Origin of the sequence: Lysobacter sp. CA199 (assembly GCF_052078715.1) — a bacterium.
Lineage (GTDB): Bacteria > Pseudomonadota > Gammaproteobacteria > Xanthomonadales > Xanthomonadaceae > Lysobacter.
Genome location: NZ_JBQJIL010000003.1, coordinates 384,997 through 410,025 on the forward strand (window position 1 = coordinate 384,997; position 25,029 = coordinate 410,025).

General features: G+C 67.9%; 21 protein-coding genes. 14 read left to right on the plus strand and 7 right to left on the minus strand.

The window, feature by feature from the left end:
- Window positions 1–4: 4 nt before the first annotated feature.
- Window positions 5–1,132 carry an anion permease gene (locus tag ACTOWJ_RS06385; protein WP_441333762.1) on the plus strand — a complete coding sequence of 376 codons (1,128 nt, stop codon included), beginning with the start codon at window positions 5–7 and terminating at the stop codon, window positions 1,130–1,132.
- 148 nt (window positions 1,133–1,280) lie between these two features.
- On the opposite strand, the gene ACTOWJ_RS06390 is transcribed toward ACTOWJ_RS06385, so the two are convergent.
- Window positions 1,281–1,685 (minus strand): hypothetical protein, encoded by a 405-nt coding sequence (locus ACTOWJ_RS06390; protein ID WP_441333763.1) that lies wholly within the window; start codon window positions 1,683–1,685, stop codon window positions 1,281–1,283.
- 40 nt (window positions 1,686–1,725) lie between these two features.
- Here ACTOWJ_RS06390 and ACTOWJ_RS06395 point away from each other — a divergent pair, with 40 nt between their 5' ends.
- Window positions 1,726–2,064 carry an MGMT family protein gene (locus ACTOWJ_RS06395; protein WP_441333764.1) on the plus strand — a complete coding sequence of 113 codons (339 nt, stop codon included), beginning with the start codon at window positions 1,726–1,728 and terminating at the stop codon, window positions 2,062–2,064.
- A 92-nt stretch (window positions 2,065–2,156) separates the two neighbouring features.
- Entirely contained in the window at window positions 2,157–2,882 is a 726-nt protein-coding gene (locus ACTOWJ_RS06400) for a rhomboid family intramembrane serine protease (protein ID WP_441333765.1), read from the plus strand.
- A 185-nt stretch (window positions 2,883–3,067) separates the two neighbouring features.
- On the opposite strand, the gene ACTOWJ_RS06405 is transcribed toward ACTOWJ_RS06400, so the two are convergent.
- Genes ACTOWJ_RS06405 through ACTOWJ_RS06415 form a run of 3 tightly spaced genes read right to left on the minus strand, consistent with a single transcriptional unit; the run spans window position 3,068 to window position 5,843 of the window.
- Complete coding sequence (locus ACTOWJ_RS06405; protein WP_441333766.1) at window positions 3,068–4,000, minus strand: tetratricopeptide repeat protein; 933 nt, start codon at window positions 3,998–4,000, stop codon at window positions 3,068–3,070.
- Window positions 3,997–4,473, minus strand: coding sequence for a hypothetical protein (locus ACTOWJ_RS06410; protein ID WP_441333767.1), 477 nt, complete (start codon window positions 4,471–4,473; stop codon window positions 3,997–3,999). The genes ACTOWJ_RS06405 and ACTOWJ_RS06410 overlap by 4 nt, the downstream gene beginning before the upstream one ends.
- Window positions 4,473–5,843 carry an ATP-binding protein gene (locus ACTOWJ_RS06415; RefSeq protein WP_441333768.1) on the minus strand — a complete coding sequence of 457 codons (1,371 nt, stop codon included), beginning with the start codon at window positions 5,841–5,843 and terminating at the stop codon, window positions 4,473–4,475. The genes ACTOWJ_RS06410 and ACTOWJ_RS06415 overlap by 1 nt, the downstream gene beginning before the upstream one ends.
- Before the next feature lie 235 nt (window positions 5,844–6,078).
- Between ACTOWJ_RS06415 and ACTOWJ_RS06420 the strand changes: the two genes are divergently transcribed.
- From ACTOWJ_RS06420 to ACTOWJ_RS06440, 5 genes are all read left to right on the plus strand, one after another.
- Window positions 6,079–7,215, plus strand: a complete 1,137-nt coding sequence (locus tag ACTOWJ_RS06420) for an AAA family ATPase (RefSeq protein ID WP_441333769.1) — start codon at window positions 6,079–6,081, stop codon at window positions 7,213–7,215.
- Between the two features lie 2 nt (window positions 7,216–7,217).
- On the plus strand, window positions 7,218–7,637 hold the full coding sequence (locus ACTOWJ_RS06425; RefSeq protein ID WP_441333770.1) for a bpX5 domain-containing protein: 420 nt from the start codon (window positions 7,218–7,220) through the stop codon (window positions 7,635–7,637).
- Between the two features lie 3 nt (window positions 7,638–7,640).
- Window positions 7,641–9,488: a hypothetical protein gene (locus ACTOWJ_RS06430; RefSeq protein ID WP_441333771.1), complete on the plus strand. Its 1,848-nt coding sequence runs from the start codon at window positions 7,641–7,643 to the stop codon at window positions 9,486–9,488.
- A gap of 52 nt (window positions 9,489–9,540) precedes the next feature.
- Window positions 9,541–12,255: a bpX6 domain-containing protein gene (locus tag ACTOWJ_RS06435; protein ID WP_441333772.1), complete on the plus strand. Its 2,715-nt coding sequence runs from the start codon at window positions 9,541–9,543 to the stop codon at window positions 12,253–12,255.
- Between the two features lie 357 nt (window positions 12,256–12,612).
- The gene (locus ACTOWJ_RS06440; protein ID WP_441333773.1) at window positions 12,613–13,890 is read left to right on the plus strand and encodes a DUF4189 domain-containing protein; all 1,278 of its coding nucleotides are present in this window, start codon (window positions 12,613–12,615) and stop codon (window positions 13,888–13,890) included.
- Between the two features lie 199 nt (window positions 13,891–14,089).
- Here the strand turns inward: ACTOWJ_RS06440 and ACTOWJ_RS06445 are convergent, their stop codons facing one another.
- On the minus strand, window positions 14,090–16,105 hold the full coding sequence (locus ACTOWJ_RS06445; protein WP_441333774.1) for a M13 family metallopeptidase: 2,016 nt from the start codon (window positions 16,103–16,105) through the stop codon (window positions 14,090–14,092).
- A gap of 477 nt (window positions 16,106–16,582) precedes the next feature.
- Between ACTOWJ_RS06445 and ACTOWJ_RS06450 the strand changes: the two genes are divergently transcribed.
- The 5 genes from ACTOWJ_RS06450 (at window position 16,583) to ACTOWJ_RS06470 (ending at window position 21,289) form a co-directional block, all read left to right on the plus strand.
- Window positions 16,583–17,173 carry a hypothetical protein gene (locus ACTOWJ_RS06450; protein WP_441333775.1) on the plus strand — a complete coding sequence of 197 codons (591 nt, stop codon included), beginning with the start codon at window positions 16,583–16,585 and terminating at the stop codon, window positions 17,171–17,173.
- An 83-nt stretch (window positions 17,174–17,256) separates the two neighbouring features.
- Window positions 17,257–18,006 carry an iron-containing redox enzyme family protein gene (locus ACTOWJ_RS06455; protein WP_441333776.1) on the plus strand — a complete coding sequence of 250 codons (750 nt, stop codon included), beginning with the start codon at window positions 17,257–17,259 and terminating at the stop codon, window positions 18,004–18,006.
- A gap of 42 nt (window positions 18,007–18,048) precedes the next feature.
- On the plus strand, window positions 18,049–19,167 hold the full coding sequence (locus tag ACTOWJ_RS06460; RefSeq protein WP_441333777.1) for a DUF3419 family protein: 1,119 nt from the start codon (window positions 18,049–18,051) through the stop codon (window positions 19,165–19,167).
- Complete coding sequence (locus tag ACTOWJ_RS06465) at window positions 19,164–20,447, plus strand: GNAT family N-acetyltransferase (protein ID WP_441333778.1); 1,284 nt, start codon at window positions 19,164–19,166, stop codon at window positions 20,445–20,447. The genes ACTOWJ_RS06460 and ACTOWJ_RS06465 overlap by 4 nt, the downstream gene beginning before the upstream one ends.
- Window positions 20,444–21,289, plus strand: coding sequence for an FkbM family methyltransferase (locus tag ACTOWJ_RS06470; protein ID WP_441333779.1), 846 nt, complete (start codon window positions 20,444–20,446; stop codon window positions 21,287–21,289). The genes ACTOWJ_RS06465 and ACTOWJ_RS06470 overlap by 4 nt, the downstream gene beginning before the upstream one ends.
- A 121-nt stretch (window positions 21,290–21,410) precedes the next feature.
- Here the strand turns inward: ACTOWJ_RS06470 and ACTOWJ_RS06475 are convergent, their stop codons facing one another.
- The gene (locus tag ACTOWJ_RS06475; protein WP_441333780.1) at window positions 21,411–22,301 is read right to left on the minus strand and encodes an aspartyl/asparaginyl beta-hydroxylase domain-containing protein; all 891 of its coding nucleotides are present in this window, start codon (window positions 22,299–22,301) and stop codon (window positions 21,411–21,413) included.
- Between the two features lie 57 nt (window positions 22,302–22,358).
- Window positions 22,359–23,597, minus strand: a complete 1,239-nt coding sequence (locus tag ACTOWJ_RS06480; protein ID WP_441333781.1) for an ATP-grasp domain-containing protein — start codon at window positions 23,595–23,597, stop codon at window positions 22,359–22,361.
- Window positions 23,598–24,245: 648 nt separating this feature from the next.
- Between ACTOWJ_RS06480 and ACTOWJ_RS06485 the strand changes: the two genes are divergently transcribed.
- Window positions 24,246–24,872, plus strand: a complete 627-nt coding sequence (locus tag ACTOWJ_RS06485; RefSeq protein WP_441333782.1) for an FMN-binding negative transcriptional regulator — start codon at window positions 24,246–24,248, stop codon at window positions 24,870–24,872.
- Window positions 24,873–25,029 lie beyond the last annotated feature (157 nt).

The window sequence follows — 25,029 nt, forward strand, 5'->3', positions numbered from 1 at the left end:
CGCGATGCTTACGCTCGTCCTGGTGGTGATTCTCGCGGCGTTGATCTTCGAATACGTCAACGGCTTCCACGACACCGCCAACTCCATCGCCACCGTGGTCGCGACCAAGGTGCTCTCGCCGATGCAGGCGGTGGTGCTGGCGGCCTCGACCAATCTGATCGGCGCGTTGTGGGGCACCGCGGTGGCCAAGACCATCGCCTCGGGCCTGATCGACGCCGGCGTGGTCGAGGTCGGCTCGCAGCTGATCCTGTGCGCGCTGCTCGGCGGCATCATCTGGAACCTGATCACCTGGTGGCTGGGCCTGCCGTCTTCGTCTTCGCACGCGCTGATCGGCGGCTTGTGCGGTGCGGCCATCGCGGCGGCCTCCAACAACTGGCACGCGGTGGTCTGGTCGCATCCGGCCGAGCCGATCTGGAAGAGCGCGGGCGTGCTGTGGAAGGTGATCGTGCCGATGTTCACCTCGCCGGTGCTGGGATTCGCCGCCGGCTTCCTGGTGATGGGCGTGTTGTTCGCGATCATCTCGTTCATGGCGCGCAGCGGCGGCGTGCTGGCGCGGATCGCGCGGCCGCGCTGGGTCAACGGTTTCTTCGGCAAGGCGCAGCTGGTCAGCGCCGCCGGCATGGGCTTCGCCCACGGCATGAACGATGCGCAGAAGACCATGGGCATCATCGCTCTGGCGCTGTTGAGCGCGCAGCAGGCCGGCACCCTGGACGACCTGCCCGGCTGGCTGGCGTTCCTGCATCCATCAAAGGGCGCGATGGCCAATAACGACATCGACACCTGGATCAAGCTGACCTGCGCGGTGGTGATGGCCGCCGGCACCGCCGCCGGCGGCTGGCGCATCATCAAGACCCTGGGCCACAAGCTGGTCAAGCTGCACCCGATTCACGGCTTCGCCGCCGAGACCAGCGCCGCCTCGGTGATCATGGCCGCGTCCTCGCTGGGCATTCCGGTGTCCACCACCCACAACATCTCCGCCGCGATCATGGGCGTGGGCACGGCCAAGCGCTTCAACTCGATCAAGTGGACCGTGGTCGAGAAGATGATCTGGGCGTGGATCCTGACCATTCCGGCCGCTGGCGGCATCGCTTACGTATTGTTCGAGGCGATGCGGTTCTTCGGTTGGATCTGAGTCTGCGCGGGCCAACCTTCGGATGAACAAAAGGCCCGCGGATGCGGGCCTTTTGTTTGGCGTGGACGGCTTGCGCGGGCGTTCGATATTGCGTTGCCGCGACCGCGAAACCACGACAACGACGAAACCCAAGATCAGCCGCGAGCGCTCACAACAAATCCCCATCCGCCGACAGCACCCGCTCCATCCGATCGCCGACTCCGCCGATCTCCAATACCAGCCGTTGCACCTCGGCCGCGTCCAGGGTTTCCAGCGGGCGGTTCTCGCACAACTGCAGGTAGGGCACGCCGTCGAGGTTGCCGATGGCCAGGTAGCCGACGTGGCTTTCCCAGTTGAAGATCAGCGCGCGGCGCGCGTCCAGGCCGGTGGTCGGCGCGATCGCGGTGCTCACGCGCAGGAAGGCGCGGCCGTCGTCGTCCTCTTGTTCGGACAGGAAGATCGACTGATGCCGGGTGCCCTGTTCGAGCGAGAGCTCGACGCAGATCACGCTGTCGTGGAGCGACAGGCGGAATCCGGCTTGGGTGAGGTGCTTGTGGATACGGTCGAATTGCATAGGGGCGACTCCGGCGCGTTGCAGCGCATATGCTACCGCGATGGACAGCGAAACTGCCGCCAAACGCATCCGCGCCGCGATCGGCGCCATTCCCAAGGGCGAAGTCGCCGGTTACGGCGAGGTCGCCCGCCGCGCCGGCCTGCCCGGCCGCGCCCGCCTGGTCGCGCGCCTGCTCAGCGAAAACGACGATCCCAAGTTGCCCTGGCACCGGGTGCTGCGCTCGGACGGACGCATCGCCCTGCCGGAAGGCTCCAAGGGCTATCGCGAGCAATGCCAGCGCCTGCGCGCGGAAGGCGTGCAGGTCGAAAACGGCCGGGTGCGCGGTCAGCGCGCCGCGCCGACCCTGGACGCGCAGATCTGGGGACCGCCGGAGGACTGAACCGGAACGATGCGCGGGCGCGATCTGCACGCAGCGCTCACGTCATCGCGGCTTCGCCGCGGCTACCATAGCGGCCGATTCGAGGAGTCGCGATGTTTTCCAGTATTCCGTCGGTCACGCGCAAGCTGCTGATCGCCAATATCGTTGTTTTCATCCTGCAATCCCTGCTGGACCTGAGCCAGAACCCGGCCTTGCCCGCCGCGATGTCGTGGTTCGAGCTGTGGCCGTGGTTCTCCGGTGACTACGCGCCCCCGCCGGGACCGGGCTTCATGCCCTGGCAGTTGCTGACCTCCGGCTTCATGCACGGCGGCATCGGCCACCTGGTATTCAACATGATGGCGCTGGTGATGTTCGGCGCGTCGCTGGAATATCAGTGGGGCGCCAAGCGCTACGCGACCTACTATTTCGTCTGCCTGATCGGATCGTCGCTGCTGCAGCTGCTCGTCGCTTCGTTGGCCTTCCGCGAGGGCGAGTTCTACCGTTCCCTCGGCGCGTCTGGTGCGATCTACGGCCTGTTGCTGGCCTACGGCATGCTGTTCCCGAACCGCAAGGTGACCTTGCTGCCGTTCCCGATCGTGCTCAAGGCGCGCACGCTGGTGATCATCTACGCGGTCGCCGCGGTGTTCTACGGCGTATTCACCACCGGCACCGGCGTGGCGCACTTCGCCCATTTGGGCGGGATGGTGGTGGGCTGGTTGGTGATCCGTTATTGGCGTGCGCGGCCGCCGAACAGCGGCGGTGGCGGCCCCCGCCGGGATCCGCGAGTGGAGGCGCTGCGCGAGCGGCGCCGGGCGTCGAAGTTGCGGGTGGTGAAGTAGGTCGATCGGCTGCGTTCGGCCGGATGGTGTTTTGATCTCACGCTGCAATCGAGCCAACGTCGCAGCAGTTGATTCGCGGTCGCGGCTCGCGCCGCTCCTACAGGAAGCCCATGTAGGAGCGGCGCGAGCCGCGACCGCGTTGGTTCGGCGATTGCGGAAGCTTCGATTCTCGGGTAAGCGGAGTCTCAAAACCCCGGTCGCAACTTCACCTGATCCAATTCCTTCTTCAGCGACCGCCAGAACAACCCCGGCGCGATCCAGGTGTAGGCGCAGAACGCCAGCCACGCGTACGACAGCGGGCCGGTCCATTGGCTCAGGCCGTTCTGCGGCAGCGCGATCAGGGCCACCCGATAGAGCAGGAAGATGCCCAGCAGCAGGGTCACCGCGCGGGTGCGCGAGCCGGCGCTGACGAAACTCTGCAAACGCCACCACAGGCCCAACAGCCAGCTGCGGCGCGCCTTGACCGCGGCCATCAGGGTCAGCGCGTCGCCGTCGGTGGGGTCGATCTGCAGCGCCCAGGCGGCGTGGTCGCGGGCGCTGTCGGTGCGGCCGGCGGCGAGTTCGCAATGGCCGAGCACGCACAGCGCTTCGAGGTGTTCGGGATGCGCGCGCAGTACGTCGCGGGCCAGGGCTTCGGCGCGCGCGCGGTCGCCGCGGCGCAGTTCCAGCGAGGCGAGCAGGGCGGGGTAATCGGGATCGTCCGGGTCGAGTTCGCACGCCCGCCGCGCGTGCTCCAGCGCCTGCGCGTCGCGGCCCCAGGCCAGGTACAGACGCGCGAAGGCGTCGGCGATCGCGGCCGAGTCGGGATCGGATTCGCGCGCGGTCAGCAGATGCGATTGCGCCGATTCGAATTCGCGTCGGGCGATCGCCACGATCGCTGCGGCCAAGTGCGCGAATCCCGACTCCGGCGCCAGTTCCAGCGCGCGTTGCGCTTCCAGATTCGCCGCGTGCAGGCGCTTGCGCTTGACCAGGCACAGGGCCAGGAACGCGTGCGCATCGGCCTGCTCGGCGTCTTCGCCGAGCAGGCGCAGCAGCGCGTCGATGGCCGCGTCGACTCGGCCGTGCGCGTAGTAGCGCTCGGCCATGCGATAGAGATGATCGGTGCCGTGCGCGCTCATTGCAGGGTCAGCCTCAGCAGCGTCGGCCAGCCGGACATGTCGAGCGCGCCGCGTCCGACCACCGCCAGCAGAATCATCAACGGCAGGCCGTTGCGCGCCTCGCCGCCGTAGTACTCCCAGATATCGAAGCAACGCTGTTGCATCAGGTACAGCGCATAGGCCAGGCCGAGTTTGAGCAGCAGGATCGACAACATCGCGTACGGCGCCTGCTCGGCGTCGAGCAAGCCGTTGTGCTGCGCGGCGAAGATCGCCAGCGCCAGCGCGGGCGCGCCGATCACGCTGAGCGCCACGCAAGCCCATTCGCGCCAACGCGTGGGGCTGCCCAGCGCGGCGGCGTTGAAGGCGAACCACGCCAGGCCGAAGCCGCCGCCAGCGAGCATCAAAGTCAGCAGCGGCCACAGCGGATCGACCGCATAGCGCGACAGCCCCGACGGCAGCGGCTCGTCGGGCAGGCGATAAACGTTCGCGGCCATCAACCGGCTCCGTGTTGCTTGAGGAACTCCAATACCTCGTCGTACTGGCCACCCTGATTGGCGTAGCGCGCGTGGTTGCGCGCGGTGGTCAGCCATTCCAGCGTGGTCGAGCGGGTGTCCTTGAGCGCGGCGCGCAGGTGATTCATGGTCAGCGGCGATTCGCGGCCGCGTTCGATCGAATCCTCGATCGCCTCGTCGATCCCGGTCTCCACCAGGTTGCGCAGGTCCGCGCCGGAATAACCGGAAGTCAACCGCGCCAGTTCGCCCGCGTCGACGCCATCGGCCAGCGGACGATCGCGCAGCAGCAATTCCAGGATCGCGCGGCGCGCGGCTTCGTCCGGCGGCGGCACGAACAGCACCCGATCGAAACGGCCGGGGCGGCGGAACGCGGCATCGACTGCCCACGGCACGTTGGTCGCGCCGAGGATCAGCACGCCGTGGTTGTTCTGGGCGAAACCGTCGAGTTCGGTGAGGAACTGGCTGACCAGCTTGGCCGAGGTGGCCTCGCGCGAGAACTGGCGCTTGCCGCCGATCGCCTCGACCTCGTCGAAGAACACCACCGCCGGCGCGGTGCGCCGCGCGGTTTCGAAGATCGCGTGCAGCTTGCGCTCGGACTCGCCGATGTACATGTCCAGCACATCGGTGATGGTGACGTTATAGAAACGCGCGCGGCATTCGCCGGCGGTCGCGCGCGCCAGCAGGGTCTTGCCGCAGCCGGGCGGACCGTACAGCAGGATGCCGCCGCCGGAGCGGCGCTTGAAGCGCTCGAACAGCGAGGGCTTGAGGAAGGGCGTGATGATGCGGCGGCGGATCTGGTGCTTGACCTGATCCAGCCCGCCGACGTCCTCGAAGCCGATCCGCGGCTCCGGCGCCCGCAGCAGGCGGGCGACATCGTCGGCGTCGGTGTCGTCGTTGGCCAGACTGGTCTGCGCGTTGCCGGCGCGCAGGCCTTCGGCGTGCTGGCGGCGGGCGTTGGCGAAGGAGATCACCTTGCCGGCCAGTTCGCTGGCCAGCGAGGCGTCCTCCAGCGCGGGATTGAGCGCGACGGCCTGTTGGTACAGCCCGCGCGCTTCGTCGCGGTCGCCTTCGGCCAGCAGCAGGCGCGCGCGCGCGAACAAGGCAGCGGCGGAGTCGGGCGGGGCCACTTGCAGCACCCGTTCATCGTCGCGGTGCTCCAGCAGCAGCCGCAGCGCTGCGTCGCGCTGGGTGGCGTCGCCGAGCAGCGCGATGCCCGACAGGTCCAGTGCGCGGCCCAGCGCATCGGCGTCGGCCTCGGCCAGGCAGGCGTTGACCACCAGCATGCCCAGCGCGGGATTGCTCGGGCTGGCCGCGAGCGCGGTCAGCAGATCGTCTAGCGAGGTGTCGGGCATGCTGGCGTCCTGGCCGGACCATAGGTCGCGGTAGCGTACTGAAAAAACCGGGCGAACCGGGCGGCGTTCACAATCGTATCGCGACCGCAGTTGCGATTCGGCGAAGCCCGCGCCTACAGTTCGCATAGCGGCCGTATTCCAGGGGGATGGCGCCTCCGGGAACGCGTGTCGTCCCTTCAGCCCGCTGTCGCCCGCTTGCGCCGCTCGCGCGCCGCCAAGGATCCAGGCCGCTTTCATGAGTCTTCCCAATCAATCCACCGCCGCGCAGCAAGCCGCGGCCCGCGTCCGCGATGCCGTGCACGCGGCCACCACCGGTCTGGTCGAACGCGAGCAACTGGCCGAATTGATCGTGCTGGCCGCGGTGGCGCAAGAACATCTGCTGATCCTCGGCCCGCCCGGCACTGCCAAGAGCGCGGTGGTTCGGCGGGTCGCGGCCGCGCTGGGCGGCCGCTATTTCGAATACCTGCTGGGCCGCTTCACCGAGCCTTCGGAGCTGTTCGGCCCGGTCGATCTGCGCCGGCTGCGTGAAGGCGTGGTGGAGACCGACGTCACCGGCATGCTGCCCGAGGCCGAGGTCGCGTTCCTGGACGAGGTGTTCCTGGGGTCGACCGCGATCCTGAACACCTTGCTCGGAGTGCTGAACGAGCGCCGCTTCCGCCGCGGCCACACCCAGGTGGCCTGTCCGCTGCGGGTGTGCGTGGGCGCCTCGAACGCCTTGCCCGACGACGAGTCGCTGGCCGCGTTCGGCGACCGTTTTTTGTTGCACCTGTTCGTCGAACCGGTGCCGGACCATCAGCTCGAAGCGCTGCTCGCCGGCGGCTGGCAGGCCGAGCGAGCGCCGCTGTCGCACCACACCGAACTGGGCGATATCGACGAGCTGAGCCGCCGCGTGCCCGGCGTGGGCATGGAGCGCGCGCGCGGCCTGTTGGCCGATGCGATCCGCAAACTGCGCGGCGCCGGCCTGAGCCTGTCGGACCGGCGCATCGTCAAGGTGCAGCGGTTGATCGCCGCGGCCAGCGTGCTGGCCGGCCGCGAGGTCGCCAGCGAAGCCGACCTGTGGCCGCTGTTCTACGTCATGCCGACCCGCGAGGCGCAGACCGCCGCGCAGGACGTGTTGCGCGAGTCGCTGAGCGCGGCGGCCAATCCGACCCTGCGCGCGGCGGTGGAACACGCGGTGCTGCAACCGGTCTCGCGCACCGCGCGCCTGGTCGAGGCTGCGCGCAACTGCCTGCAGGGCGAGGCCGACGCGCCGGGCGCGGCGGTCATCGCCGAAGCGCTGCTGCGCGAGATCGACGCCAACTTCAACGCCGACTCGATCCCGTCCGAACTGGCGGCCGAGCGCGCGCGCTTGGTCGAGCGGGTGTCGGCCTGAGCATGAAGTGGAGTTGGCGCGCGCAGGATCCGTCGCCGTCGCCGCAGGGCGCGGTGGGGATCGGCGCGGCCGCGTCGCGCGCCTTGCTGCGCGCGGTCGAGCGCCTGGACGAGAACGTGCGCGACACGCTGATGCTCACCGCCAACGCCGATGTCGCGGTGGTCACCGGCGCGGCCGCGCAACTGCCTTGGTTCGAAGGCGTGGCCTATGCGGCGCCGTGCGAGCAGGCGCCGGCCTTGTGGCTGCTCACCACCGAGTGCCCGGACGTGCCGCTGGATCTGCTGCAGCGCGCGATCGCGCGTCAGCATCCGCAGGCGCCGGTGCTGTTGCTGCGCGAACCGGCGCAGATCGTTCCCCTGCATCGCGCGCTGCCGGCCAGCGCCGCGCTGATCGCGCAGATCCGCGCGCACTGGCAGGACTGAACGATGCGTCTGCCGGACACCTTGAAACCGTGGCGCGCGTGGCTGGATTGGTTCGATCCGGAACTGGCCGGCGCGGTCGGCGATCTGCTGCTGCGCCTGCATCCGATGCTCGGCGCGTTCCGGATGCGCGCGCAGAGCGGGCAGGTCGAACCGGAAGGCATCGACGATCTGCGCCGGCGCGGCAGTTACGACCGCTTGTTGCTCAGCGAATGGGCGCTGGCCGACGCCGCGCCGGACGAATTCGACCGGCGCGCGGCCGGCGGCGAGCATCTGTTCCTCAATCCCAAGCTGGTCGCGCGCGAAGTCGATGCGCTGACCGTGGCGGTGTTCGACAGCGGCCCCGCGCAGTTGGGCGCGGCGCGCCTGGCGCACGTGGCGTTGTGGATTCTGCTGGCGCAGCGCGCGCAGGCGGCCAAGGCGCGGTTCGCCTGGGGCGTGCTGGGCCGGCCTGGCGAAGTGCACGACGCCGATTCGCCGCAGATGCTCAAGCGCTTGTTGAGCGCGCGCACCTTGACCCCGGGCGGCGCGCTGGCCGCCAAGGACGCCGCGGACGATGCGCAGGAGCTGCCGCGCAAACGCTTCGAGCGCGAATGGGCCGAACACCTGGACGCGTTGGCGCCTGTTTGCGGCGAACGTTGGTCGATCGGCGCGGCCGAGCCGGGACTGGGCCTGGGGCACCGGGTCTCGATCCGGCGTGACGATCCCGGCGCGCTCGACATCGCGATCGCCGCGCGTCAGGCGCGGCGCGACATCCGTTTGGCCTTGCCCGAGCCGTCGCTGTCGGCGCGATTGCTGGGCGGCCATTTCGAAGCGCTCGAACGCGTGCAGGGCGCGCCGGTCGGCGGCGGCAAGTTGTCGTTGAAGCAGCCGCCGCTGATTTCCTTCGATGGCCGCAGTGTCGCGGTGCCCTTGCTCGGCGACACGGCGGTCATCGTCTATCGCTTGCCGCGCGACGGCCAGGCGCCGTGTGCGCCCAAGGTATCGCGCTGGAGCAAGAGCAAATGGATGTTGGCGGCGACCCTGATCGACCGGCACTTCTGCGGGGTCATGCCGGGCGAATCCTCGCTGGAGCTGTGGCAGATGAGCGATTTCAATCCGCGCTCCACGCGGGCGGGAACGCCGCCGCTGCCGCCGCCCGAGGAACTCGATACGGTGCCCGGCCGTGCGCGTTGGTTGCCGTGCGCGCTGATCCGCGGCGGGCACTCCGGATCGCGGCTGTTCGTATTGTCCGGTAGCGGCCATCTGCTGAGTTGGACGCGGATGGCGCAGGGGATCGATTACTCGGTCGTGGCCCGTGGGGTGTCGGCGATCGGATACCACGATCAGGGCGGCATCGTGTATCTGGCTTATAGCGAGCACAACCTGAGCGTCGTCGAATACCGCGGCGGGGTGTTCAAGCAGGTCGATCGGGAGGCGGTCGCGGAACCGCCACGCAAGGCCCTGTTGTGCGGACGCAGGCGCAATGGCCTGTTGCGCCTGGGCTACGCGTTGGAACAGCCAGTGGGCGGACAAGGCGGCGAGCGCAGCAGCGTATGGCGGGTGTTCTCGCGCGAGCGGGACCGCTCCAGCGACTACGAGACGATGCTGCCGGCGGATTGGAAGGTGGAAGGCTTGGCGTTGGCGCCGACCACCGGCGTCCATCTGATCGCGCTGCGGCCCGATCGCAGGGCACTGGTGAGCATCGGCGCGGCCGGGCGCACGACGCTGTACGAGTCGGCGTATGCGATCACCGCGGTCACCGTCGCCGCCGATTGCGACGTCGTCGCGCTGATCGATCAGCAAGGCCGGTTGGTGGTGCTGCGCGACCAGGGCAGAAGCGTGCTGGTGTACACAGGGGGCGGCGATGGATGAAACAAGGCCGCATTCGCGGCAGGGGGCGGAGGCGGTCGCATCCGGCGCGAGCGTGCGCCACCCGGTCTGGCGCGGTTGGCAGCCGGTCGCCGGACTGTGGCTGGCCGCCGATCTGCTGCCGGCGCAGCGCCGGCTCGAGCGCATCGTGCGCGCGTGGGCGCCGGGTTGCCGCGCCTGGCGTTTCGACGAGGGCGACGTGCTGTGCTTCGAAGCGCCGCGACCGATGCATTGCGAACACGCCGGCGGCGCGCCGTTGTGCCGGATCGGCGCGCACGGCTTGTACGGCGGGCCGCTGACCGCGCCCGAGTTGAGCGCGCTGGAACCGGCGGACGTGCAACTGGTCGTCGGGGCGGCGTTGCGGCCGCTGAACTTCTCCCGGGCGGCGCCATTGGATCCCTCGTTCGCGCTCGACATCGGCGACTACGCGCTGCACGACACTTACGACTGCCGTGGCGCGTTGCGCGCGCCGCGGCAGGAGCGATTGGCGCGCAAGGCCGTGCGCGACGTACTCGGCGGGCGGATTCCGCCGCCGAGCGAAGAGCGTGAGTCGTTCCTGCGTTCGGCATCGGCGCGCGGCGCGCGCGGCGACGCGGACAATGGCAGTTTGCGCGAACGCGTCGGCGGCGCCCGCGACGGTATCGCCCACTGGTTGTTGAGCCGGTTTCCGTCGTTGGCCGGCGGCCGCGCCGCGCAGGGCCATGGTTCAGGCACCGGCGCTGGCCAGGCCGCGGTGGCCTCGCGCGCGACGGGCGCGCGTCCGCAACGCTGGCGCGAATGGCTGGTCAAGGCCGCGCTCGCCAGTCGCGCGGCGAAACTGATGGGGATGCAGCACGGCCGCTATCTGCGCCAACTCATGCAGCGTTTCGACGACGGCGATCTGATCGAAGCGCTGCGTCACGCCCTGCCGATCGACGGCGACGGCCGCGATTGCCTGGGCCAGGCGTTCTCGTTGCCGGGGCGTCGCGATCACCTGGGCCTGAGCGGCGCGCGCGGCGCCCACGCCAGTTTCGATTTCGGCGATTACACGCGCGAGTTGTTGCGCAAGCGCTACCGCGCCGCGTTCGAACTGCTCGACCGGCAGGACAAGGTCGACGAAGCGGTGTTCGTGCTCGCCGAACTGCTCAGCGCGCGCCAGGAAGCGCTGGACTATCTGGTCCGGCACGAACGCTTCGGGCAGGCGGCCGAACTGGCGTTGGGCTGGGACATGCCGGCCGATACCATCATCCGTCTGCTGATGCTGGCCGGCGACAGCGAGCGCGCGATCCTAGTCGCGCGCCGCGACAACGCCTTCGGCCCGGCGGTGGCGATGCTGGAAACGGAGCATCGGCAACATGCGCTGCGCCTGCGCCGCGAATGGGGTCTGGCGCTGGTCGAACAAGGCCAATGGCTGGCGGCGGTGGATGCGGTCTGGCCCGATTCGGAGTCGCGCGAGCAGGCCGCGCGCTGGTTGTTGGCGGCCGAATCGGCGGGCGCGGAACTGTCGGCGCGCGCGCTGGTGCAACGCGCCTGCCTGTTGCCCGACACGCTGCAGCACTACGCCGAACGCATCGGCGAATGGTCCGATCCCTTGGCCCCGGCCGCGCCGCGCGTCGCGCTCGGCGTGGCCTTGGCCGAATGCAAACACAGCAACGCGGCGCTGAGTCTGTTGTCCACGCGGATGCTGCCGGCGCTGGCGGCCGACCGCGCGGTCGGAGCCAACGATCTCGATCGCGGCCAACTCGCGCGGATCCTGGCGCTGTCGGCCGACCCGTGGTTGCGCGCGGACCTGCCGCCATGGAGCTTGCCGGCGGCGGTACAGGGCCGGCGCTTGTGGGACGCGCCGCAAGCGCTAGACCTGCGCATGCCCGACGGCATCGGCCTGCACAGTCCCTGCGACGTCGCCGCGTTGGGCGAGGGGCGTTATCTGGTCGCGTTGGGCGAGGCGGGCGCAGCGGTGTTCGACAGCGGCGGTCGCTGCCTGCGCCGTTATGCGGTGCCGGCGTTCAAGCTGGTGATCGCCGACAGTGGCCAGGTCGCTCTGGCCTTGGCCAAGCGCGATTCGGTGTGGCGGATCGCGCGTCTGGATCTGGTCGGTCATCAGATCCTCGACCTGGGCGCGATGCCGCTGCAATTCTTCGCCGACCGCTTTGACGGCATCGCCTGGTCGGTGGTGTCGGGCGAGCGCATCAGCGTGATCGACGCCGCACGCCCGTCGTTGGATACGCTGTGGAGCGTCGGCGATCTGGGCGGGCCCGTCGCGCAGGCGCGGTTCTTGCAGAACGACGAATTGTTCCTGGTGCCGGGCCGCTCGGAGATGGTGGTCTGGCATTACCGCACCGCGCCCCGACGCGTGTTGGTCTCGCGCGATCCGATCCGGATCGACGGCGGCGAATCGGTGTTGCTCGATCCGCACATGATTGTCGCGAAGCTGAGCATGGCCACCAACGAAGACGGCAACGTGCGCTTCAGCTGCACCTCCGGGGCTTACGACGGCCATATCGACCTGGCGTCGCCGGAGCCGGTGGACGGCGATCACGACGCCGGGTTGATTCCGCTTGCGTCGGGTTTCCTGGCGATCGTGCACGGCGCTGATCGCATGCGGCTGTATCTGGTGCGGCGTGGTCGCGGCACGGGCATCGGCGCGCGCAGCATGGCGCAGATCGATTGGCCGCGGGCGCAATTGCAGGTGCGTGAGCAACCGGGCCGGCTGGTGTTGTTCGACCAGGAAGGGCGGGTGATGGAGATCGAGACCGAGACCTCGCGGGCGCGTTCGATGGTGCTTTTGTAGCGCTGTTCGGGATGCGGCGCGCGATTGCGGGTACGCGGTCGGAGGGCGGTTTGGTCGTGGTTGCGGGGTCGCGGTCGCGGCTTGCGCCGCTCCTACCCCTTCCGACACCGGGGCAACACTTCAATGTAGGAGCGGCGCAAGCCGCGACCGCGAATACGCGACGACAGTGAGACCCTCGCTACGAGCCGCAACGCCGATCCACGGCGATTGATCCGCCATCGGGCCCGTTCATGACCCTCCCACCGCAGATGCGAGGTGTGCCCAGCCCCGGTTTTCGACGAGAATGGTCGGCAACCCGGTACCCTATCGGTACCGCGCATCGGGTCGCGTCACGACTCGCACATCGAAGGAGCGAACATGAATCGCAAGGAATCGCGGCGCGGCAACGCGGCGCTGAGGCAGGGCAGGCGCTGGCTGCTGTTGCCGGCGTTGTTGTTGATCGGCTGGAGCGTTCAGGTGCAGGCACAGTGCGCGGGCAACATGAATGCCCAGCAGTACAGCAACTGCTTCACCCAGGCCGTCATCATTCCCCAGCAACTGCGCGAGCGCGAGGAAGCCGAGCGCAATCGCCAGCCGCCACCGCCGCCGACGCCGGAGCAGATCGCGGCCGCGCGCGCCGCCGAGATCGCCCGCTACGGCTGGGGCGCGTATGCCGCTTCGCCGGGACTGGCGCAGATCGGCGAGGCCACCGACCAGACCAGCCAGAAGAAGGCCGAGAAGGGCGCGCTGAAGGATTGCGAGAAGCGCGGCGGCAAGGACTGCGCCGTGCTCGGCGTAGTCGACAACGAATGTCTGGTGTTGGCCCGCAACGGCAGCGGCGCGTATGCGCTGACCGCGGCCCGCGTGGACCTCGATGCGGCCAAACAGGCGTTGCAGCAATGCAATCAGAAAAGCCCGGATCAGATTTGCCGCCTGCACAGCAACATGCTGTGTCCGGGGTTCGGCTCTTCGCAGCTCGGCGATCCCTCCCACGCCGACGAATTCGCGCGCAATCTGGAAGTGGAGTTCGACGAGCGACCGCTGTGGGGCGCGGTCGCCAGCGACGGGCGCAATCTGCATTTCGTCGCCAACGCCACCAGCGCTCGACTTGCGTCCGAGCGCGCCGTGGCCGACTGCGGCGCGGACTGCAAGCTGCTGGCGGCGAACAAGGGCGAGAACCAGTGCCTGGTCGCGGCCTGGGTGCCCGGTGCGTCTGCGGTACCGATGGTGATCGAGAGCGGTTCGGTCGGCGCGGCGCGGGTCGAGGCACTGCGCAAGTGCGCCGGCGCCACCGGCCAGGTCTGCGCGGCTTCGCCCGCGAGTTGTTCCAGCCGCGAGCGCGTGGCCAAGGACGGCGATGGCCTGACGCGCATCGGCATGCCGTTGCAGAACGTGCGCGCCGAAGACCTGCGCGAAACGCTGCAGCCTTGGGTCGGCATGCGCACCTACACCTACCAGATCGTATGGACCTCGCCGGACAAGTTCGACGACGGCGGCAATCTGCTGGCCACGCGCCGCACCTTGACCTACGACTACACCGTCCCCGCCGGTCGCGGCCGGCCGGCGCGCCCGTGCTTCGTCACCTGGAACGAAGTGGACGACAAAATGGAGTCCTACAGCCTCAAGGGCGACGGCTGCCGGTTCCTGTTCAAGTAAGCGCGTAGCTGCGTTTCGAAAAATGCAGGAGCGGCGCGAGCCGCGACTGCGAGTTCGCAACCACTTCGCAAGTATCGACGTTAGCCGCGAATTCGCAGTCGCGGCTCGCGCCGCTCCTACAGGGCGCAATGCGGCATCGATAAAGAAAAAGCCCGGTGATGCCGGGCTTTTTCTTTGCCGCGATTATCGAGCAAGCCGATCAGGGAAAGACCTTGACCTGCTGATCGGCCTTGCGGGTCATCGCCGTGCCGGCCTTGCAGCCGTAGGCTTCGCCGAACGCGGACAGGTTGGACAGCGGGATGTTGGTGCGCCACTGGCCCGGGGCGTGGATGCCGGCGGCCGAACGCTGCGCGGCGACTTCCGGGCTCAGCTGCTGCGCCCACAGGCCGGCCCAACCCTTGAAGAACGCCTGGTTGGCGTCCTTGGTGCCGGCCGGTTGCGCGGCGCGGAACGCGGCCCAGGAGAGTTCGACGCCGGCTTGGTCGGCGATGGCGACATCGCGCACCTGGTTGCCGTTGACCTTGGTCGCGGTCAGGCCCGGGTAGGGCTCGGCGCTGTACTGCGCGGCCACGCGGCTGCCCAGCGCGTCCCAGGCCGAGACTTCGGCCGGGGTCCACCAGTCGCGCACTTCCTGCTTGGCGTTGACGTAGCGGCCGCGGTTGTCGAAGCCATGGGTGAGTTCGGCGCCGACCAGCGCGCCGTACGCGCCGTATTGCGCGGCCTCGGGCTTGCTCAGGTCGAGCACCGGAGCCTGCAGCATCGCCGCGGTGACGATCAGGCGGTTCTGGGCGATGTCGTAGGCCAGCGCCGGGTCCTGCGGCAGCACGTCCCAGCGGCGGTCGGCGTTGCCGCGGCCGATGCGCTTCATTTCTTCGCGATGGCGCCAGGTCGAGGCGATCAGCATGTTGCTGCCGAAGCTGCCGCGGCCCATCGGCTGCACGGTGTAGTCCAGATCGCGCTTGGGCGTGCCGACTTCGATCTTGAGCTTGCCCAGCTTGGCGCGCGCTTCGTTCTTGGCGCTTTCGCTGAAGCGGGTGTCGGCGTCGATGGCCTTGCCGAGCGCTTCGCGCACCTGCGTTGCGATCTGCTCGGCGCGTGCGTCGGTGGCGGGGGGCAGGTAACGCGCGGCGTATTCGTGGCCGACCATCGGGCCGGCGGCCAGGGTGATCGCATCGAGCACCGCCTGCTGGCGCACGGGCTGTTCGCGCGCGCCGCGCAGCACCTTGCCGCGGAAATCGAACTCGGCGTCGCGGAAGGACTTGGCCAGGTACGGCGCCATCGAATCGCCGACGCGCCAGCGCAGGTAGACCTTCCACTGGTCGGGCTTGATGCTGCCGATCAGCTTGTCGAGTTCGGCGAACAACTGCGGGTTGGCCAGCGAGACGCTGTCGTCGCTGACGCCCTGGGCCTTGAGGAAATCGCCCAGTTGCAGGCCCTTGTAGGTCTTGGCCAGGGCGGCGACCTGCACCGGTGCGTAGTTGGCGCGCGGATCGCGCAGGTCCGGCAGCGGCTTGGACGCGCGGGCGATGCGGGTTTCCAGATCGATGACCCACTGCGCCTCGGCGGCGAGCTTTTCCTTCGGCGTGCCGGTCAGGGTCAGGATCTTCTGCACGTAGTTGTTGTAATGGCCCAGCAACTGGCGCGTGTCGGCGTCGGTGCGGGTGTAGTAGGCCGGGTCGGGCAGGCCCAGGCCGCCCTGGCTGAAGTAGCCGATGTGGCGCTCCAGGTCCTGCAGGTCGATGTCGGCGCCGAAGTTGAACAGCACCGGGATGCCGACCTGATGCAGCGCGGCGATCGAGGCGGGGACTTCCTTGCTCTTCTTGATCGCGTTGATGCGGCCCAGCAGCGGGGCGATCGGCTGCGAGCCGTCGCGTTCGACCGCCGCTTCGTCCAGGCCGCTGGCCCAGAAGTCGCCGAGCAGCTTCTGCACGTTGCCCTGCGGCGAGGTCATCGCGGTGTTGAGCAGTTCCAACTGCTGGCGGCGCGCGTTGGCGGCCAGGGTTTCCAGCGAGGACACCGAGGCGGCGCCCGACAGCGGGTTGGCGCGCAGCCAGTCGGCATTGGCGTTGGCGTAGAAGTCGCTGCAGGCGTTCGCGGCGGCCGGGGCCTTGGGCTTGGCGGCGGCCTTCTTCTTGGCGGCATCGGCGGTGGGCGAGGCCAGTCCGGCGATCAGGCTGAGGGCAAGGGCGCAGGTAAGCGGGCGTAAGGTCGACATCGCGTATTCCATCCTGGGGACGCGGGAGTTTAACAACTGGGGCGGCGATGGCGGTGAACGGGTTTGGGAACCGAGGCCCAGGCCGGCCGGCGCGGCCGTCGGGCACATGGGCTCGCCGCCGGATCGGCCGATCCGGCGGACCGATGCATCTGGTGGACGGCTGTGGAACGCCCTGTTATCGATGTTCAGCGTTCGGCTGAGCGAACGTGGCCGCCGCCGACGGTCCGGTGCGTATTCTCTCCTGGTACCAGACGGACCAGGCGCGGCGCGAGGTCGGATTGCGCAATCGGTGCGACATTTTTGGGTTTCCTCATGGCGCGTAGCATCGCAACTGTGATCGTGCGCCACAACGCGTACCTATATGACTAATGAGACTAAGGGTTTAGCGACCGAAGTCCGGATATCGTCGCGGCGCTCGGATATTTTGCCGCCGCGAGTTTTATCGATAGCCGATCAGCGTATCCATGGAGTGGACGCATGCAGGACAGTCTTAGTTTCAGGAAGGTTACCGACGATCGAGAACTCGAAAGCGTCGCGCAGTTCTGGGGTGAACAATTCCGCGACACCGCGCCGTACCTGAGTCAGCGCGAAAGCGAACGCACCTGGCTTGCGTTCTCGCACGTTTTCGCCGGGTTTTCCGGCGATCGGGTGGTCGCGGCGTGCCGGCTGTCGCCGTTCCATCCCGAACTGGGTTGGGAGGCCAGCATGGATATGGACGCTGCCATGCTCGAGCGCTTCGACCGCTCCAACTGCGCCCAGCTCAACCGGGTCGCGGTGGTGCGCGAGGCGCGCAACTGGCGCCTGCACGAGCGGCTGTTCTACGAATTGGCCGAGACGGTGATGCGCGAATCGCTGTTCGATTCGTTCTTCTCGATCGTGCGCGAAACCTATGTGCGCCTGTACAAGCCCTGGGGCATCGATGCCGCGATCGATTCGCCGGTCGTGCTGCCGTCGCGCAGCGAGCAGGGCTACATGATCGTCCAGGGCGAAATCGCCCGCACCCACCGCCTGCTCAGCACAGCGTTGGGGCGCCGTCGCGACGAAGCCGAGGCTCTCGTGCCCGCCTGACCGATCCCACGCGCATCCGGCGGCGTCGCGAGCGTCGCCCCCTGCATTGCATCCCCCTCCACTCCAGCAAGGAAAGGCAAGAGATGAGCGACATCGATTTCAACGCGCGGATCGGCCGATTGAACGAACGGGTCACGGCCATCTGGGGCGAGATCCTCGACACCAGCGAGCTGGTGCGCGCGATCCGCGGGGGCAGCGTGGACAAGGCGCTGTACGCCATCTACATGCTCGAGACCTATCACTACACCGCCCATAACGCGCGCAACCAGGCGCTGGTCGGCGTGCGTCACGCCGAGCTCGCGCCGTACGCGAAGTTCTGCTTCGAGCACGCGGCCGAGGAAGTCGGGCACGAGAAAATGGCGCTGCACGACGTGATGAGCATCGGCCTGAAGGATCACAAGTTCGACATCCCGCAGCCGCTGCCGTCGACCGAGATCCTGATCGCCTATCTGTACTGGGTGTCGTTCACCGGCAACCCCCTGCAGCGGTTGGGATACAGCTATTGGGCCGAGAACGCCTACGAGTACATCAACCCGCTGATCGATCGCCTACGCACCACCCTGGAACTGCAGGAATCGCAGCTGACCTTCTTCATCGCCCACTCCGACATCGACGCCGATCATTTCGAGGAGATCAAGACCATCATGCGCCGTACCTGCAAGAGCGAGCAGGACTGGGTCGACGTAGAACGGGTCATGGAAACCAGCCTGCGCCTGACCGGCGCGATGCTCGAGGAAGTTCATCGCGAGTACGAGCTGTACCGCTCCGGCAAGTCGCGGCGCTACGCCTTCCTCGACGTGCTGCGCGAAGCGCCGGCACTGGCCGAGGCCTGAGCACCGGCGCGGACGGTTTCCGACACTCTTTGCGACGGGACGATGGGCAAGTATTTCCATACGCTGAACTATTCGATGGGCGATGAAGACAGCTCGCTGGAACTGGAGCTGTTGCCGCAAGGCGCGAGCCAGGTGGTCGCGGTCGCCGGCTGCGGCGGCCGCGTGCTGCCGCTGCTGGCCAAGCGGCCGCGGCGGCTGGTCTGCGTCGATATCCTGCCGGAGCAGCTGGCGTTCACCCGCTTGCGCTTGGCCTTGCTGGCGCGCTGCGAGCGCGAGGAGTTCCTGCAGTTCCTCGGTTATCGCGACGGAATGTCGGCGCTGCAGCGCGCGCGGCGGCTGGATTCGCTCGGTCTGCCGGACGCGGATCACGCGCTGGTCTCCGGCCTGTTCGGCGCCGCCGACGGCCGCGATCCGATCTATCTCGGCCGCTTCGAACGCATGCTGCAGACCTTGCATCGCATCACCCGTCTGATGACCGGCGAGGCCGGGCGGGGGATCTTCGCCACCGAAGGCCTGGAGGCGCAGCGCGAGTACTACCTCACCCGATTCCCGCGCCGGCGCTGGAATCTCGTGGTCGCCCTGCTCGGCAACTCCGCGGTGTTGAACTCGTTGCTCTATCGCGGCGATTTCCCGCGCAACAATCTTGGCATCAGCTCGTTCCAGCGTTATCAGGATATCTTCGAGGCCTTGTTCACCCAGGCGCCGGCGAGGGACAGTTTCTTCCTGCAGATGGTGTTCTTCGGCAAGCTGGTGGATGAGTCCGGGTTTCCGGTCGAATGCCGCGCGGACGTGTTCGCCGAGGCCAAGCGGGCGTTGCTCGATTGCGAAACCCAGATCGTGCAGGCGGACGCGATCGAAACGGTCGCGGCGCGTTCTGGCGTCGATTTCGTTTCGATCTCCGATGTGCCTTCGTTCCTGCCGGACGACATCGCGCAGGGATTGCTGCAACGCATGCGTCCTGCGTTGGCGGACGATGCGCTGGTGGTGACGCGCGGCCATATGCGGGTGGTCCGCCCCGACTCCGAAGGATTCGCCGAGGTCAGCGACCGTTATCTGCCGTTGATCGCGCGCGAACGTACCCAGCTGTGGCACGTGCACGTGTATCGGAAGCATGCATCGGAATCACGCCTGGCGAGCGCGGGCCGGACGAGCACGCGATGAGCCTGTTCGCCGCCGCCGGGAGCGATATCGTCGCCGGTCGCCCGACTGCCGGGGCGACTACCGGCGCGATCGCCGGTGTGAGCGAAATCGCCGACCGCGATTGGGCCGGCGCCGCGGTCGAATGGGACCGCTGGGCGCCGCCGGGGCATCTGTGCCTGAGTCATCGCTTTCTCGACTGCGCGCGCCACGTGCAGATGGACGGCTATCGGATGATCCCGCTGACGCTCGCCGGCGCCGACGGCAAGACCCTAGGCGTCGCGGTCGGTTATCGCAGTTCGGTGGATGTGGCCGAACTCGGCGACCGGCGGGTTCAGGACGGCGCGCGCTTCGTGCGCAGGCTGGTCCCCGGTTTTCTCAAGTATCAGGTGATCGAGCTCGGTTTGCCGGTCGGCGTGGGCTATCCGGCGCATGCGGATGCCTCGTCGGTCGACACCGTCAAGGCGCTGGCGAACTGGGCCATGAGTTATTCCAGGCGCAACGACAACGCGCTGGTGGTCGTGCGCGATATCGATACCGCCTCGGCGCCGTCGAGCGAATCGGTCCTGCGCGAGCTGGGATTCATGCCGGTGCCGCTGCCGTCGAACTATGTCATCGCGCTGCCGGATCGCAGCTTCGAGGACTACAAGGCGCGCATGCGCAGTCCGTATCGGCGCCGGCTCGAACAACACATGAAGGCGACCGCCGGGCTGTGTTGCGAGGTGGTGGAGGACTTCGCCGCGCTGGCCCCGGAACTGGCCGCGCTGTGGCGCGGCTTGTACGACCGCGTCGGTCGTTATCACCGCGTGGTCATCACCGAGCGCTTCCTGCAACAGGCCAGCGGCCTTGAAGAATCGCGCGCGGTGCTGCTGCGCCGCTCCGACGGCAGCGTCGCCGGATTCGGCCTGGTGTATCTCGACGGCGAGGTGCTGCGTTATTCGAGTACCGGCTTCACCCGCGAGGCGGCGCGCGAGGAGGGCGTGTACTTCCGCCTGCTGTACGAAGTGGTGCGACTGGCGATCGAGCGCGGCTGCACGGCCGCGAGCCTGGGGCAATCGACGGCCGAGCCGAAGCTGCGCGTCGGAGGGCTTCCGGTGGCGGTGCAGGCGTGGGTCTGGCACCGCTCCGGAATCAAGCGGCGGATGCTGAGCCGGCTGACCAACGCGCTGATGAAACCGCCGGCGACGGCGGAGGCGCGCAACGTATTTCGCGAACCGGCCCCGCCGGTCCTGGACCCGGCGTTGATCGAGGTCGAACGCAGGCGGCCGGCCGAAAACATCGCAACATGGAATTCGAACGCATGAGCACACCGATGGACATCGACTACAAACCGGTTCCCGCGCCGTTGCTGGCCGGGATGGTGCAGGCCGCTTCGACCCGGGTCGATCCGCTGTTGTGCGGCTATCGGCAATTGTTGGACAAGCTCGGCGTGCCGCGCACCGGCGTGCTGCACCTGGGCGGGCACATCGGCCAGGAACTGCCGATGTACGCCGCGCTCGGATTCCGCAACGTGATCATGGTCGAACCCTTGCCCGAGGAATACGCCGAATTGAGCACGCGCGTGGATGCGTTCAACGAAACCTGCGGTCTGGTCGCCGAGTTCCTCGGCGAGCCGCCCGCGCGCGCGCATGCGGTGCGCTGCGCCGTAACCGACCGTTCGGGGCCGTGCACGTTCTACCGCACCGGCATGACCTCGCTGTCGTCGCTGGCCAAGCCTCGGCGCGAGAATTTTTCCGAGCTGGATCTGTGGGACGACTTCGGCGTATCGCTGCCCTGGTACAAGCGTCCGTTCAAGCGCTGGATGAGCCGCGCCGCGGTGGCCTACAGCGAGATTTCGGTGCCGGGCACGACCCTGGACGAAATGGTCGACGACCTTCCGCATGGCTGGCGAGCCCGCGATTTCAGTTATCTGCGCCTGAACATCCAGGGTGCGGAACTGAAAGCCCTGCAGGGCGGGGCGGACGTATTGCGGCATATCTCGCTGATCGATCTGGAAACCAATATCGAGGAGCGCTACGAGGATGCGCCGATCAAGCGCCAGTTCGACGAGTTGCTGAGCGCGAGCGGTTTCGTCGCGGTGTTCGGTTATCGCATCGGGCCGGTCGGCAATCTGATTTATTTCAGGCCGCCGACGGCCGCAGGCTGAGTCGACCGGATCACGAGCTCGCGTTCGAACTTGTGCATCGTGCGCGACCGCGCGTTACGCGCGCGGGCGAACCCGAGCGGGCGAATCAACACCGCAGAATCAGAACGGCAGAATCTTCCGCTCAGGCTTCGACCGCGTCCAGTCGCGGTGCGCGCAGATCGAAGGTGTAGACCACATGCGGGCCGAGCGCGAGCGAGACGCTGCGGATACGCTCGCCATCGAAGGCGTAGCGCAGTTGCGCCTCGGCGCCGAGCCCGAGCAGGTCCAGGGTTTCCTCCGACACCGGCACCGCCTTGAGCAAGGGTTGCTCGTTCACGAACACGCACAACTCGCTGTCGACCAGGCCGAGGCTGCCTTCGGCCGCCGCGGGTAGCCGCTCCAGGCCGGTGCCCGGCAATTCGAATCCGGCCGGCAAGGTGAAACGGAATGCGAAGCGGTTCAGCACGCGTGGATCGAGTTCGTGATCGAGATCTTCGTCGTCCAGCGCCGACAGGCTCGCCGGTATCCGGTCCGGCGGGAACAAGCTCAGCAGGTGTTCGTCGGCGGTCACATCCATGACCAGATGCACGCGGGTCAGCACGCTGCCGTTCACGCCGTGATGCGGCTTGGAGAAATCGCCGTACCACAGTTCGCCGGCGCGCCACGGACAAGCGTCGCCGCCGACCTGCATCCTCACGTCCGGATGGGTGACGACCGGCAGATGCAGGCGCACGATGCGCTTGGACAGGAACGAATCGCTGTGCTCGCGGATCACCCCGCCCGGTTCCAGCGCCAGCAGGCGCGCCAGGCGCAGGCGCAGGCGCAGCGTGTTCAGCACTTCGCGGATGTAGGGCGCGCGCTCCAGCACGGTGGATTCGCCCGACGACAACGAGAACACGCAGATCGAGGTCCAACCGACATGGCCTTCGCCCGGGTAACCGGCCGGCAAGCTTTCGATGGCCTGGCAGATCGCCAGATAATCCGCGTGCAGGGGGGCGGGGTCGAAGGTCGGGGTCAGCTGGACGGTGTTCATGGCGGTGGGATCGTTCCTTGATTGAGATGCGCAGCGTGTCCGCTGCGAGCGCGGCGGTCAGTCGATGTCGAGCCGGAATTCGCCGATGGCGCTGCGCGCATGCTTGAGCGATTCGTTCGGGTTTGCCGCGACCGCCAGCACATATCCGAGAAAATCGTAGTTGGTGAGGATCGGCGCGACCTCGCGCGGAAGATCGGCGGTGATGTCGGCGGCCATCACCGAAGGCATGCTTCGCACCGTATCCAATCCGTGGACCGCACGCAGCGTGCCCTGGCGCTCGGAATGCAGGAATTCCAGGGTCGCCGCGCGCGCTGGCGCGAGCGGGCAGGCCGGCAGCGGATACGCATCGCCCACGGCCTGGGCGATCACGTAGGCGACTGGGTCGAAATCGCTGGCGATGCGCACCAGTTCGGTCAGGCCGGAACCTGCGAGGCGCGGATTGATTTCCAGCAACTGCGGGCCATGCGCGCCGAGCCGGAATTCGACATGGGCGCCGCCCACGTTCAAGCCCGAGGCGTCTAGCCACGCGTGCACCGCGCGATGGATCTCGGCGCTCGCGTCGGCCGACACGTCGGCGGGGAAGGTCAGCGAGATTTCGGTTGCGCCGATCGGACCGGCGTTGCGCCGCGCCGACAACCCGAGGATCGCCCAGCCGTCCGGCGTCCACACCGCTTCGGCGCTCATTTCCACGCCGAGCAGGAATTCCTCGACCAGCGCCTTGCCGGCCAGGCGGAAGCCGCGCTTGCTCATGCCGGTGGCCAGCACCGCAGCGACCGCGCGGCGGAAGCCGGCATCGTCGTCGGCGCGGTGGATGCCGACGCTGCCGTTGTCGTCGGCAGGCTTGACGATGCACGGATAACCGATCGGCGAGGTCGGCGCCGCGTCGGCATCGTCGACGACGGCGAAGCGCGGCATCGGCACGCCGGCCTCGCGCAGCCAGGCGCGCATCAGGTCCTTGCGGCGGCCGCGTTCGAGCGCGGCAATGTCGCAGTGGGGCAGGCCGCGCGAACGCGCGTACTCGGCGGCGGGAATCAGGTGGTAGTCGCCGAACGCGATCACGCCGTCGAGCGCTCGCTCGCCGATGGCCTCGGCGATGGATTGCGCCGAGAACGTGCTGGAGGCGATCACGATCTCATCGGCCTGCGCCAGCGGATCGTCACCGCCGGCCGAGGGCGACGGGCGGTATTGCCCCGGGTTTTCGCTGACGAAGATCGTCCGGTAACCCAGCGCGCGGGCGGTGGCGAGGTTCCGCAGTCCCTGAGCCGAGGCGGTTTCGATGAAGGCGATGGTTTTCACTGGATTCCCTGTGAGACTGCGCGCGATGGTCGGGTCCGGGAGCGGCCGGCAGGAAACATACGCGATGTTTCGTGGCGTTTCCCTGTATCACGTCGTGGCGGAAACGGCGCGAGGTCCTGACGTCCATGTTTTCAGTTTTCGGGCGGATTGGCCAGATTCGCCGCGTGGTTGCAACACCCTGGATTTGCGACGCCCAACGCGAAAATCGCGATTGCGATGGGAACGATGTCGATTCGGTGGTGGGGTGGCATCGTCATATCCGGCATCGTGGCGTCGGCGCATGGCGCGGTTCAGTTGATGGCGGCGTCAATCGATGACGGCTGATCGGATAAACGCGATGAGGCGCCATATCCGGCCGGCATGCGATGGCGCGGATCGCCGGCCGGCCGGCCGGCGCGGAGGCACGGGAGCGACTGGCTCCGGCGTGAACGTCAAGGCGCGTGCGGCCGGTGATGGGCGATCGGCGTAGTGGGTCGCCGCGATCCAAAATCCGGGTCGGAAATGCACGCGCAACGTGAGGTAATCGGCTTGAAGTCGGAGCAGGTGCGGCGCGCCGGCCGGCCGCGCCGAATCTGCCGTTGAAGTCCGGCTGGCGCGGCGTGGGCTGGGATAGTATCGGCGTCTACCACGACACCGTATGGAACGCGCATGTACCTGCCGAAAGCTTTCGCCGAAGCCGATCTCGCCGCGCTGGATGCGCTGGTAGCGCGGGACGATTTCGCCACCCTGATCACCGTGCGCGACGGCGCGCCGACAGTGTCGCATCTTCCGGTGCTGTACCGGCGCGACGGCAACCGGATCGAGATCCGCGGCCATTGGGCGCGACCGAACAAACAGGCCAAGCATGCAGGTTCGGCCTTGATGATTTTCCACGGCCCGCACGCCTACGTGTCGCCGTCGTGGTATCTGGACAAGGAAGAAGAATCGCGCGTGCCGACCTGGAACTATGCAGTGGCGCATCTGCAAGGCGAGCTGGAGACCTTCGAGGACACCGACTTCCTCGCCGGCGTGGTGGCCGATCTGAGCGACCGACACGAGGCTTCGGTCGGACGCGACTGGCGGTTCGAGCGCGAGCGCGAGGATCACGTCAGCCAGTTGCGCGGCATCATTGGTTTTCGTTTTCTCGCCGAAGGCGCGGTGATGAAGTGGAAGCTCAGCCAGAACCATCCCGAAGCGAATCGCCTCTCGGTCGCCCGGGAACTGGCCGCGCAGCCGCGCGAAGCGAGCCGCGAAATCGCGGCGATGATGAGCGCGCTGGAACCCGTCGGCGACTGATCCCCAGCGTGGGATGTGGCACGAAAGTCGTTCGCGCTCTGAGTCATCGGTCGCGATCGCTGCTGTCGTCGTATCGGATTTGTTGCGTGGATGCCTGCGCTCCCGCATCCGGGCATCAGCCTTCGAACCTTCGACCAATCCGTCGTCCGATAAACCA

Bases quoted from the DNA above. Each gene is read 5' to 3' on its own strand.
- ACTOWJ_RS06385 (WP_441333762.1), top strand. From the start codon at position 5: ATGCTTACGCTCGTCCTGGTGGTGATTCTCGCGGCGTTGATCTTCGAA.
- ACTOWJ_RS06390 (WP_441333763.1), bottom strand. From the start codon at position 1,685: ATGCAATTCGACCGTATCCACAAGCACCTCACCCAAGCCGGATTCCGC.
- ACTOWJ_RS06395 (WP_441333764.1), top strand. From the start codon at position 1,726: ATGGACAGCGAAACTGCCGCCAAACGCATCCGCGCCGCGATCGGCGCC.
- ACTOWJ_RS06400 (WP_441333765.1), top strand. From the start codon at position 2,157: ATGTTTTCCAGTATTCCGTCGGTCACGCGCAAGCTGCTGATCGCCAAT.
- ACTOWJ_RS06405 (WP_441333766.1), bottom strand. From the start codon at position 4,000: ATGAGCGCGCACGGCACCGATCATCTCTATCGCATGGCCGAGCGCTAC.
- ACTOWJ_RS06410 (WP_441333767.1), bottom strand. From the start codon at position 4,473: ATGGCCGCGAACGTTTATCGCCTGCCCGACGAGCCGCTGCCGTCGGGG.
- ACTOWJ_RS06415 (WP_441333768.1), bottom strand. From the start codon at position 5,843: ATGCCCGACACCTCGCTAGACGATCTGCTGACCGCGCTCGCGGCCAGC.
- ACTOWJ_RS06420 (WP_441333769.1), top strand. From the start codon at position 6,079: ATGAGTCTTCCCAATCAATCCACCGCCGCGCAGCAAGCCGCGGCCCGC.
- ACTOWJ_RS06425 (WP_441333770.1), top strand. From the start codon at position 7,218: ATGAAGTGGAGTTGGCGCGCGCAGGATCCGTCGCCGTCGCCGCAGGGC.
- ACTOWJ_RS06430 (WP_441333771.1), top strand. From the start codon at position 7,641: ATGCGTCTGCCGGACACCTTGAAACCGTGGCGCGCGTGGCTGGATTGG.
- ACTOWJ_RS06440 (WP_441333773.1), top strand. From the start codon at position 12,613: ATGAATCGCAAGGAATCGCGGCGCGGCAACGCGGCGCTGAGGCAGGGC.
- ACTOWJ_RS06445 (WP_441333774.1), bottom strand. From the start codon at position 16,105: ATGTCGACCTTACGCCCGCTTACCTGCGCCCTTGCCCTCAGCCTGATC.
- ACTOWJ_RS06450 (WP_441333775.1), top strand. From the start codon at position 16,583: ATGCAGGACAGTCTTAGTTTCAGGAAGGTTACCGACGATCGAGAACTC.
- ACTOWJ_RS06455 (WP_441333776.1), top strand. From the start codon at position 17,257: ATGAGCGACATCGATTTCAACGCGCGGATCGGCCGATTGAACGAACGG.
- ACTOWJ_RS06460 (WP_441333777.1), top strand. From the start codon at position 18,049: ATGGGCAAGTATTTCCATACGCTGAACTATTCGATGGGCGATGAAGAC.
- ACTOWJ_RS06465 (WP_441333778.1), top strand. From the start codon at position 19,164: ATGAGCCTGTTCGCCGCCGCCGGGAGCGATATCGTCGCCGGTCGCCCG.
- ACTOWJ_RS06470 (WP_441333779.1), top strand. From the start codon at position 20,444: ATGAGCACACCGATGGACATCGACTACAAACCGGTTCCCGCGCCGTTG.
- ACTOWJ_RS06475 (WP_441333780.1), bottom strand. From the start codon at position 22,301: ATGAACACCGTCCAGCTGACCCCGACCTTCGACCCCGCCCCCCTGCAC.
- ACTOWJ_RS06485 (WP_441333782.1), top strand. From the start codon at position 24,246: ATGTACCTGCCGAAAGCTTTCGCCGAAGCCGATCTCGCCGCGCTGGAT.